Genomic DNA, 10,329 nt, shown 5'->3' with positions numbered 1-10,329 from the left:
GTCTCGCGGCCATGCGCCGCCGGCTGGACGAGGTGCTGGCCGACCGGGCTGTCCGCCGCATCGCCCCCCTGCGCCACCTGGCCCGCTACCCCGCATCCTGCCATCCGGCACAAGGCGGTCATTATGCGCTGCAGGCCGCGCCGGCCGGCTATGTCTATGTGCCCCGTGCCCGGCCGCCCGACTTCGCCGAACGCCTGGCGGCGCTGGCCGGGATTTCCTTTTCCGTCGTCGCGCCGGCCGGCTGGGGGGCGCCCGAGGCGACGGCAAGGATGATCGCATCGGTCACGGCGCAATGGTTTCCCCATTGGACGCTGATCCTGGCCGGACCCGCCGAAACCATGCCCCCGACCGCGCATCCGCAGATCACGACCCTGCATGTGCCGGCCGGCGGCCGGATCGCGGCGATCAACGCGGCGATCCGCCGGGCGGAGGGTGATTTCGTCGTGCTCCTCGACCCCGACCAGGAGCTGACGCCGGATTGTCTCTACGCCTTCGCGACCCGCATCGCCGCCGGCGACGCGGAGTTCCTGTATGCCGATGAAGACAGGATCGACCCGGACGGCGGCTACACGCAGCCATTTTTCAAACCGGACTGGTCGCCGGACACGCTGCTCAGCCTGCCTTATACCGGCCGGGTCAGTTGCATCCGCCGCAGCCTGCTGCATCGCACGGGGCCGCTGCGCGAGGAACATGAAGGGGCCGAACATTGGGACCTGGCGCTTCGCGTGACCGAACAGACCCGGCATATCGGCCACGTTTCCCAGATATTGTTCCATGACCGGCATCCGCCCGACCGGCCTCCATGCCGCGACGCCGGTCGCAAAACCCGCCAGGACGCGTTCCGCCGCCGCGGCCTGGCGGCCATGCTCGAACCGATCGCCCAGGCCCCGTGCCACGATCGGGTCCGATACGCCGTGCGCGGCACGCCGCTGATTTCGATCGTCATCCCCACGCGCGACAACGGCCCGGTCCTCGCCCGCTGCATCGCATCCCTGGCGCGCGCGTCCTGGCGCCATGTCGAAATCGTCATTCTCGATAACGGGTCGGCCGATCCCGAAACGCTGCGCATCCTGTCCGATCTTGACGAACGGACCGATATCCGCGTCATCCGTCACGACGCGCCGTTCAATTTTTCGGAACTCAACAATATCGGCGCGCGGCAGGCGCGTGGCGACATCCTGCTGTTCCTGAACGACGATACCGAATTGCACACGGCCGACGCGCTCGATCGGATGGCGGGATACGCCCAGTTGCCGCATATCGGCGCGGTCGGGGCGAAGCTGCTCTATCCCGCACTGATGCAGGTCCAGCATGTCGGTGTCGTCAATCTCGATGACGGGCCCGGCCATGCGTTCCTGCGCCACGCCGCCGACGATCCCGGCTATGTCCTGCGCAACATCGCCGATTATAACTGGTCGGCGGTCACCGGCGCCTGCCTGATGATCGAACGGCCGAAATTCGACGCCGTGCGGGGATTCGACGAAGATTTCCCGGTCGCCTATAACGATATCGATCTTTGTTTCCGCTTGCTGGAACAGGGATTGTACAATGTGTCCTGTCCCGCCGCGATCTATCTGCACCACGAATCCCTCTCGCGCGGGCAGGATGCCGCCAGCGCCGAACGCCGCGCGCGCCTCGATCGGGAACGGCATCGCCTCTATCGGCGACATCCCGGTTTTCTGATGCATGATCCCTGGTACAATCCCAATCTGCGCCAGCACGGCGCGCCTTTCGCGATCGTGGCGTAGGCGGGACGATGACCGGACGAACCACAGATTCGCCTGCGACGGACGGGGCAGGGGAGGCGGACAGCCTCCGGCAGATCGGATTTTCGATCGGCGGCCCCGCGCTGGCCGGGTTCCTGAATTGGGTGGAACGGCGGCGGATCCAGGACGGCATCGCGCATGTCCTGGTCGCCTCCCCCGGCCTCAAAGGCCGCCACACGCAAATCGGTACGCCGGATCTCCATTGGATCGGCCCGCCGGCGCAACTCGTGCTGGCCGGCATCGATGAGCGGAATTTCATCCGCTCGCTCCCCAGTCTGCTCACCCTGTGCGGCGCCGCGTTGCCCCAGGTCGGGCCCCGGATCGGGCCCTTATCCGCGTCCTTATCCGCACTCGGGCGTCTGGGCATCCCCCTGCCGGCGGAATCCGTCATGCGGGATCTGGGGCTGGACGCGCCGGCGGCGGCCGACCAGGGGCGGCTGGTCGGATTTCTCTGCGCGTGGCAAAGGGAAATCCTCAAGACGTGCCGCCGGAACCGCCGCGCGCTGCTGCGGACGCTCCAGGGGATCGGGCTGGGCCCGGACGACCGGGTGGCGCTGGTCGATATCCGGCCGGGCGGCGGGCTGCAGCAGGCCCTGGCCTGGGCGGCGCAGGACCTGATGAGGCTCGACGTCTCGGGTTATTATCTCTGCCTGCCCGACGGCTCGAACAGGGGCTCGGCCAGGCGTCCGGGCGGGCAGATGACGGCCATGCTGGATCGTCGCACCGTGCCGTCACGCCTGTTGCGGCACGCCGGCCGGCACCGGCACGTGATCGACGCGCTGCTCGGCGCGTCCGACAGTCCCGGGCTGGCGCCGTTGCACCCGGGGATGGCGCAGTTCGCGCGCGCCTTCGCCCAGCGGACTGAGCCGCGCGGGGGGCCGGACGCGGCGGACATGGCCAGGCCCTTGCTCACTTATCTGGCGTCCGGCGCCTGGCGCGATCACCCGGTCCTGTGGCGTATTGCGGCCCGTTGAGCCGCTTACGCGGAAATCGGACAGGCGCCGCCCCGCTTGCGCACCCCGTCCCACAGGCCGCGCAGCATCAGGCGCAGGCGGGTCAGGTTGCGGTCCGCCACGGTGCCGTAGATCAGGATGTAGAAGAAGAGCTGCCGCGCGAAGAAGCGCCGCCAGGCGGGCTTGATGTAGTCCCGCGCCGCAAGGACGGCCGAGTTCCGGACAAGGTAGTAATTCCGGATCGGGGCATGCAGCGTGACCGTGCGGAATCCCAGGTTGAGCCGCCCCGACCCGATCGTATGGTCCATGATGTTCCGCAGGCTCATGAAATGACGATATCCGTGCGCCGTGGCACGAAAGCACCATTCCAGGTCCACTAGGTCGATGAACAGGGCGGCGTCCATCGCGCCGACCTCCCGCAGGACCGACAGGGGGATAAGCGAGCCCGACGCGATCAGGGTATCGACCTCGGCATGGCTCTCGCGGCCCGGTTCGGGCAGGCGCCGGGCCAGCCGCCGCCCTTCGGCCCGCCAGATCGTGTTCAGCTTCTGGTCGTGCCCGTCGCGATAGGCATTGCCGACCGAGCCCACCCGTACCCCGTCGGCTTCCAGCGACCGATAGAGCGCGATCAGGTTGGCGATCGCCCCGTCCTGCAGCACGGTGTCCTGGTCCATCAGCAGCACGAACTGCGCCTCGTCCGCCTCGGCCTGCGCGATGCCGGCATTCTGGGCAAAGGCAATGCCCCGGTTCTCCGGCAAAGGCAGGAAGCGCAGACCATGCTCCGACGCCAGGGCACCGATCTCGGCGGCGCCGCGCGATCCGTTATCCACGATGACGACCCGCCCGACCTGCGGGACCAGCGCCGCGACCACCTGGCGAAGGCGCGAAAGATCAGGATTATATGTAACGAGAACGGAATATATCCCGGAACTCACGCTCTACCCTCATGGTGCGATGCTCGACGCACCCTTATACGCGCCGCTGCCCCGTTTGGAAACGCGCACGTCCGCTTGTTGCCGCCGCGCCGTGCAGCCGGGATCAGCGGCTCGATCAGAGACCAGTCTTCCTCCGTCAGGTCGCTCTGACAGCAAAGCTGGCTCCGGCCATACCGGGCGCGGCTCTCGACGGTTCACGTCAGCAACGCTCTGAAGCAGGGCCGCCAACGCAGAATCACGAATGATTCCAAATTCTAGCGAAAGAAGACGCCGTTAAAAGTTCTCCTTATGCAAATAATTCCACCAAAAATCAGCGTCAGGAAACGACTGGGAGTTGATTAACTCTGTAGGAATGAGAGATTGTGCGGCCGAGAACCGGGTCGTCCAGTTCCATCGCAAAGAACGCCGAAGGTCGGATCCCGCCATGAACAGGCACGGTACCGCACAGCATTGCCGAGCCAGGTATGAAGCGCGTCGTATTGGACAATTCCGATAGTAAGTCCGTGGGCGTTCTCAGCAGGGACACATTCCCTTCCTGATAGAGGACCTGCTGCCCATCTTCTTCGATCCACGCGCGGAGAATGACTTCGTCCCAATGTGACTTGACATCATCCCAGTGCCACAATTCCCGCGCTACCGGCTTGACACAGAGCTGCTTCGACAGAGCGATCCCTATCGTCTCAGCTTTGCGGTCCGTATGATCGGACGCCAGCCCGATCCATAGCCCGTCGGCCAGCGCGACGAGCAACGGTTCAACTTCACCCGACGTATCGGTTCCCAGAACGTCAACATGCTCGCTTTGACAGAGTAGCGTACTGCCCACCCTGTAATACACTGGCACGGATGACGGGCGATGAACCCCAATCGCCTCAAGTTCTTGAATGTGATGCTCAATGGCCGCAGAGTCACGACCGGCCCAGCCAGCAACGACAAGTTGATCGATTTCAGTCCAGATCACATCGGACCGACTGTCACGGATTCGAGAAAATTTCAACATCTGGCGTAATTTTCCCTTCAGGCTGGATCGTAATAATGAATTTCGAGCAGAAGACAGCCGCCTTCAGATTTGAAAGGTCCATGGACAGCGCCTGGCGGCCGACAGGCATAGGTGTTAGGCAGGAATGGTATTCCACCGTTGCCGTTCTCATCGTTGCCTACTGTCAGATCGCCTGAGAGGAGATAGACCTCCTCCCAATAATCATGAACGAAGGGCTTCTTCGTGTATTCGCCGGGCGCAAAACGTAGAAGCCGCGTACGGCTACCCTTCTTTGCGACCTCATCAAGACTGCCGGAAAGGATCTTCTCCTGTACGTTTTCCTTGTATGCCGGAGGTTGAACCCAGCCTTCGCTCATATCAAGCGTATGGAATTCTTTATGTTCTTTCGTAACCGCCATGATGTATATCCCTGTGTATTGAAATAATGATCAGTAAGACGACAGCATCTGATCGACGAGAGTGGTCGAACGATCCCAATCGAACGTTCGAAAGGAGTGGTTTTTGGGAACGAAGCTTGCGCCCGCGTAGAACATTTCGTACTGCGTATGGCGCGAAGCGAATTCTGATCCGATGCAGTCCCACGCCAATTTGAAGAACTTGACACGATCGGCTGCATCAAGAACCGGCGAAGCCTGCGTTTTGCGAATCCACTCCATCATCTCGGGATTTTCCATATCCTTAGATGAAGAAGGAAGCATGATGACGCCTCCGCCGGCGAGATCGCGCAATTGCTCAATGAACCGGGGATAAAGTTTCTGGGTAATTGTCTGGGCAGAGTACAAGCTGTGATGATCTGGAATGAAATAAGAACCATAGGACGCGCCTTTTGCTTCCATCCCGGCCACCATGGCATCCAGCATTCCTACGTCCGCGGCAAGTTGTCCCAGCGTCTCTCGAACCGAGGGAAGACGCTCTGTTCCGTTAACCTGTGCGATTTTGCGTGCAATCCCGACGAGAAAGGTCAACTTCGTCTTGAGCCGGATCATCGCCTGATAGTTCTGGTAAACATGGGCCGGAGTCGCGAAAAACTGTTTCGCGCATAGATCTCGGTCATTATGGACGAAGACCCGCTCCCAGGGGACAGTGACATTCTCAAAAACCAGAATGGCATCGTTTTCGTCAAAGCGGCTAGCCATCGGATTGTCAAAAACGGACGACGCGCCCTCCTCGTAGGACTTTCGGGATAGAATGCGCAATCCGGGCGTATTCATTGGAAGAACAGCAGAAAACGCCAAAGCCTCCTCACCGGGCGCCAAAGGCTGGATACAGGTTACGAAGACCTCGTTTGCCATGACGCCCCCGCTAGCGAGCATCTTCGCACCGTCGATGACGATGCCTGATGGCCCTTGGTCCACAACCGATGCCGCGATTCGTCGTGTAGAGGGCTGATCGCCCGGATTCCGGACGTCTCCCTGCGGGTTAATAATCACGTATGTCAGAAAGAGATCACTTTCACTGGCATAGCGATAATAATCCACGAGCGCTGCGGCGCGTGCCGGATCAACCGCCTCAAAAATATCCCGCCCCATATAGAGGCCGGAAATACACGACGCTACGTGATCTGGAGAGCGGCCGAAAAAGCCCGCATGGTGCATGCTCCAGAATTCAAGGGCTTCTCGTCGCTTGACAAGGTCCGAATGGGTATGAGGCAATTGCCAGATCCGATTGATGGTCACTCCGGCTTCGTTTTTGCACGTCATTAGATCGCGGTTCTGCTCGTCCGATGCGATATCATAAAGCGCACAAACTGTATCTATTGAGCGTCCAAATGCCGGATGAACCGTAACATCGGGCACGCGTTCGCCGTTTATATAGACTGCGCGGCCATCGCGCAGACTCTCTCTATGGTGCTCGCCGGTTTTCATCGATATCCTTTCATTGCGGACTCATAAGAGCGAGAGCTTGCATAAAAATGCAAAGTTAATATAAATAGAAAATTATTGTTCGTTTATACTTCTTATTCCATGATACATACTCGAGAAAAAAAGAAGAGGTTGACACCCCTCTCTCGTTTGTACGTCAACGACTCGAGCTACAAATAGAAAATGCTCTCCAATATCCTGAACAAGAAACCGTTCGCACCGAAGAACGGCGAGAGCATCCGCTACGCCGATTGAACCGTTGCGCGTCATGGCATCAAGCATTGCTTCCCGTTGGGAAATTGGCGCCGGCCGCCCGAAGAGGTCCGAGAGGGATTGGTGAGTGTCTCCAAGAACATTGATCAGAAAGCTATCGCTCTCGGAAAAAACCCTCCCTGGATGGGTGCTTTTCTTGACACTAAAGATAACAAGAGGTGGGTCGAGCGACACCGTATTGAACGATGTTGCTGTGAGAGCAGCTCGCTCGCCGGAACCGCTGGTGCCGACGATAAGTGTAACGCCGGTCGCAAACTGCCCGAACGCTCTTCTAAGCTCTCTAGCATCCATGGAAGCACCATACTCTAACGTTCTAATAGCTTTGTAAGAAAGGTAATATCGTTGTGTCAAGGTTTCTTTTTGAGCCCGGAAACGCCTTGTGGAGCTGGGGTCCTTCCGCCCAAAACGCAAAATTAATGAGGAATTGCGCCGTCCTTGCTATAAAATTTAGATTGACATACGGAACGATCCGGTATCCAAATCGCGACGGAATACCTTTCAATGAAAGGTATGTGAGCGATCTATGCGGCCGACCATCTTTCTTTCTATGACTAAGCGACGACCGGCCTCGCACGTCTCTCCCGTTGGCGGACGCATGGTGCTTGTTACGACGTTCAAGTGACGCGTGGCTTATGACTGTCTCTTTGGAGCGTCTCGGCACTTCGGCGACGCTCGACGGCGTAAAATACTTATTTCGGGTAATTTTGAATATAATGCGTGGATGGGGTAGAAATGATGTGGAGCTATCGATATCTCGGTCGTTTCTTTTTGGTTTCCTCAACGGCTCTAATCGCTTTTCACTGCGATATGGCTGCAGCGGCGCACGCGAAAAAGTCTGATCAAAGGTTCACGGCAGGTCCAAAGGCGGCCAGCCATCCTTTGTCGGGGCGGCAGGGGTCTCGTCCGGAAGAATTGCAGGTGTCTGGTTCAGTACACGCCGTAAAAGGTGGTGGGGCCATTCTCATTACGAGCGCCCCAAAAAATATCGAAGGCGTGTCCAGGGACTATATTTCGAGACAGAGCGGCGCCTCGACGGCGGTTGACCTCATCAAGTATCAGCCAAGCATCAACGCATCGACGACGGACTCGTCCGGGATGATCGGCGGCCAATTGATCAGTCGAGGCCTTACAGACTCCGATATGGCCATCACGGTCGACGGGGTTGCGCCGAACTCCGGCGCAGGACATGCCACCCAGAATTTCGAGACCGAGGATACAGAGAGCGTCCAATACACACCGGGGCCGGTCGACTTGGCATTGCCGATCACGAGCGCTGCCATCGGCGGTCTCGAGCAATCTCCCATAATGCCGTCGTCGAAGCGCGGCGGATTCACGGACTTCTCCTACGGAACAAATAATCTGAGTCGCGAATATATTCGTCTCGAATCTGGCGAAATCGGCAATTCGGGGATCAAAGCCTTTTACTCCATGTCGCATGCGCATGCCCGTAACTGGCAGGGAGCCGGGACAGGAAATCGTATCCATATGGATTTTGGCGCATATGCTCCCATTGGGCAGTCGTCATTCGTACGCCCGTTGGTATCGTGGAATTATCAGAGCCCGGTCGCGGTGCTTAGGTTTCCCACGGCCGCTCAGTTTCATGAAGACAAGAATAACCTCCTGCTGACCGACAACTATCATCTGGGATCGACCTATAATCCTCAGGATCCAAATCTTTACTTCGCAACAAATCAATATCGATATAACCAGCTTCAGGCGGATATGCCGACCCATCTTAAGATGGCGTCGTTTCTGGATATTGATATAAAGCCCTATCTTGCGTATCAGAGCGGCCACTGGAATCCGGGGGGCGGCGCGCTCATCGGACCCACGGCGACAGTCGGCGGGAAGGTGGTACCCTTGAGCGTCGGCGAGAGCGGATCCTTGCTGACCTCGGCGATTCCTGGCGCCGCCACTTGGAACAATAGTGGTCCCAAAGGGGGTGTCGTGGCGGAGACGACCTGGCATCTCGGAAAGAAACTGAACATCAACGCCGGATACTGGTATGAGCAGTATCACGATAACGTACACTGGGTGGAATCCGCTTTGAATACCGATGGAGAGGTCGCAAAGCCTGACAATGTCGGGCGTCTGCTTTACGTTCGGGATGGAAGCGGGGCATATCGTTACACGTTCGACGTCAACCATGCGTCCAGCATCATCAATGCCGGCTTCGTTCAGGGAAAATGGACGGGATTGAATGATCGGCTGGATATCGAAGGAGGCGTGAAGGTCGTCCACGAGATTCTGAGCAACGCGCAAGTGTCGAACGGGACAATGACTACCCAGAGCGTGACATCGCCGCTTCCGCAACTTTTGATGTCGTATAAGCTGGACAGCGAAAACCAGATCTACATTAATGGATCCGGAAACTTCCGTTTGCCGGATCCCGGGAGCCTTGCGACGTATTATGATGCATCGACGGGTCATTATGTCGGTTCGCAATCGAATCTGAAGCCGGAATACGTCATTTCCGAAGAGCTTGGATTCAGGCATAGCGGTAAATACCTGTACGCAAGTGTAGAGTTATTTAATTATGCGATCACTAACCGCCTTCTTTCCACCAACGTCAGTCTGAATGGCACTGCAGTTGCGGAGACCCTCAACGCAGGCAATCAAACCTCTCGCGGCGTGGACGTAATGGTGTCCGGGCGACGGACATATGGTTTCACTCCGTATGTATCTTTCGAATATTTACACGCGACAGAGGACACTAATCTTCAGACGACCGCGGAAAACGGTCGAACGGATTATCTGCGCACGAAGGGAAAAGAGGCGGTTCAGGCTCCTCACTACACGGCGAATTTCGGAATTAACTACGATCGTGGGATGTTCTTCGGTGATTTTGGCCTTCACTACACAAGTTCTCAATGGGCGTCGTTCATGAACGATGAAAAAATGCCCGATTACTTCACGAATTCACTTGGAATTGGTGTGCGTTTCAGGGGGGTCGGATTCTTCAAAAACCCCGTGTTCAGGCTGAATGCGAATAATCTCACCGGCGCGTTTCTCCGCACGGGCGTCGCAAGCGTCGTCAATAACGCTCGCGAGACACTTGGAGTCTATGGAAACGCGATTGCATCGTCCGGTGGCGCGACCTATTATTTATATCCTCGATTCAATATTACGGGTACAATATCGTCCTCCTTTTGATCTCTGAACTATATTGGATGGTAAGTATGGTGAGGTTTCTATCGAACGCTGTCATCTTCCTGGGATTGGCTGGTGTCTCCCTCGTGACGGGCTCGACGGCAGGTGCGGCAACGCCCTCATTCGCGGGCATGTGTTTATCCTTTGTGGGGAACCACAATGCGAACGGCAATGCGTACACCGTGACCAAGGCGTATTTTGGTAACCGGAACGCGCCCATCAAGGTCCGGCCGGCTCAGGAAAATGCGTCTGCGACTGCCAGTTTCGACGTCTCTGTGAACCGCCGTATCCACCCGGTGAAGGACGCCTTGCAGGGGTGAAGTGTGATTTCTGATCTTAAGAGCGAGCTTAAGGACGTTTTTAAGAGCGGAAGATCGGATGGAAATCATCACG

At 58.1% G+C, this 10,329-nt stretch carries 9 protein-coding genes and 1 pseudogene; 4 read left to right on the top strand and 6 right to left on the bottom strand.

Features of this window, described 5'->3' with window-relative positions:
- Together HUK84_RS05425 and HUK84_RS05420 are read left to right on the top strand one after the other, a co-directional pair.
- A partial coding sequence (locus HUK84_RS05425; protein ID WP_176639362.1) for a glycosyltransferase family 2 protein occupies positions 1–1,748 on the top strand: 1,748 nt, incomplete at its 5' end.
- A gap of 8 nt (positions 1,749–1,756) precedes the next feature.
- Positions 1,757–2,740: a hypothetical protein gene (locus HUK84_RS05420; RefSeq protein ID WP_176639361.1), complete on the top strand. Its 984-nt coding sequence runs from the start codon at positions 1,757–1,759 to the stop codon at positions 2,738–2,740.
- Between the two features lie 5 nt (positions 2,741–2,745).
- On the opposite strand, the gene HUK84_RS05415 is transcribed toward HUK84_RS05420, so the two are convergent.
- The 6 genes and pseudogenes from HUK84_RS05415 to HUK84_RS23750 form a co-directional block, all read right to left on the bottom strand.
- Positions 2,746–3,654, bottom strand: a complete 909-nt coding sequence (locus HUK84_RS05415) for a glycosyltransferase family 2 protein (protein ID WP_176639360.1) — start codon at positions 3,652–3,654, stop codon at positions 2,746–2,748.
- Positions 3,655–3,722: 68 nt separating this feature from the next.
- A pseudogene (locus HUK84_RS23115) lies at positions 3,723–3,848 on the bottom strand (transposase); the annotation flags it as partial.
- Positions 3,849–3,970: 122 nt separating this feature from the next.
- Positions 3,971–4,651 carry a DUF2848 domain-containing protein gene (locus HUK84_RS05410; protein ID WP_176639359.1) on the bottom strand — a complete coding sequence of 227 codons (681 nt, stop codon included), beginning with the start codon at positions 4,649–4,651 and terminating at the stop codon, positions 3,971–3,973.
- A 17-nt stretch (positions 4,652–4,668) separates the two neighbouring features.
- Positions 4,669–5,049: a cupin domain-containing protein gene (locus HUK84_RS05405; RefSeq protein ID WP_176639358.1), complete on the bottom strand. Its 381-nt coding sequence runs from the start codon at positions 5,047–5,049 to the stop codon at positions 4,669–4,671.
- Positions 5,050–5,079: 30 nt separating this feature from the next.
- Positions 5,080–6,516 carry a 4-hydroxyphenylacetate 3-hydroxylase family protein gene (locus tag HUK84_RS05400; RefSeq protein ID WP_176639357.1) on the bottom strand — a complete coding sequence of 479 codons (1,437 nt, stop codon included), beginning with the start codon at positions 6,514–6,516 and terminating at the stop codon, positions 5,080–5,082.
- A gap of 72 nt (positions 6,517–6,588) precedes the next feature.
- Positions 6,589–7,077: a flavin reductase family protein gene (locus HUK84_RS23750; RefSeq protein ID WP_176639356.1), complete on the bottom strand. Its 489-nt coding sequence runs from the start codon at positions 7,075–7,077 to the stop codon at positions 6,589–6,591.
- Between the two features lie 441 nt (positions 7,078–7,518).
- On the opposite strand from HUK84_RS23750, the gene HUK84_RS05390 reads away from it, so the two are divergent.
- Together HUK84_RS05390 and HUK84_RS05385 are read left to right on the top strand one after the other, a co-directional pair.
- Positions 7,519–9,939: a TonB-dependent receptor gene (locus tag HUK84_RS05390; RefSeq protein WP_176639355.1), complete on the top strand. Its 2,421-nt coding sequence runs from the start codon at positions 7,519–7,521 to the stop codon at positions 9,937–9,939.
- A 26-nt stretch (positions 9,940–9,965) separates the two neighbouring features.
- Positions 9,966–10,256: a hypothetical protein gene (locus HUK84_RS05385; RefSeq protein WP_176639354.1), complete on the top strand. Its 291-nt coding sequence runs from the start codon at positions 9,966–9,968 to the stop codon at positions 10,254–10,256.
- Positions 10,257–10,329: the final 73 nt, after the last annotated feature.

It is taken from the genome of Nguyenibacter vanlangensis (genome assembly GCF_013376155.1).
In the GTDB taxonomy this organism is placed as follows: Bacteria; Pseudomonadota; Alphaproteobacteria; order Acetobacterales; family Acetobacteraceae; genus Gluconacetobacter; species Gluconacetobacter vanlangensis.
Note: the sequence above shows the minus strand (reverse complement) of the source record. Positions and strands in the feature narration are given on the sequence as shown.

Excerpts from the sequence above, each read along its gene's own strand:
- HUK84_RS05385 (WP_176639354.1), top strand. The coding sequence starts at position 9,966 with ATGGTGAGGTTTCTATCGAACGCTGTCATCTTCCTGGGATTGGCTGGT.
- HUK84_RS05420 (WP_176639361.1), top strand. The coding sequence starts at position 1,757 with ATGACCGGACGAACCACAGATTCGCCTGCGACGGACGGGGCAGGGGAG.
- HUK84_RS05410 (WP_176639359.1), bottom strand. The coding sequence starts at position 4,651 with ATGTTGAAATTTTCTCGAATCCGTGACAGTCGGTCCGATGTGATCTGG.
- HUK84_RS05390 (WP_176639355.1), top strand. The coding sequence starts at position 7,519 with ATGATGTGGAGCTATCGATATCTCGGTCGTTTCTTTTTGGTTTCCTCA.
- HUK84_RS23750 (WP_176639356.1), bottom strand. The coding sequence starts at position 7,077 with ATGGATGCTAGAGAGCTTAGAAGAGCGTTCGGGCAGTTTGCGACCGGC.
- HUK84_RS05400 (WP_176639357.1), bottom strand. The coding sequence starts at position 6,516 with ATGAAAACCGGCGAGCACCATAGAGAGAGTCTGCGCGATGGCCGCGCA.
- HUK84_RS05405 (WP_176639358.1), bottom strand. The coding sequence starts at position 5,049 with ATGGCGGTTACGAAAGAACATAAAGAATTCCATACGCTTGATATGAGC.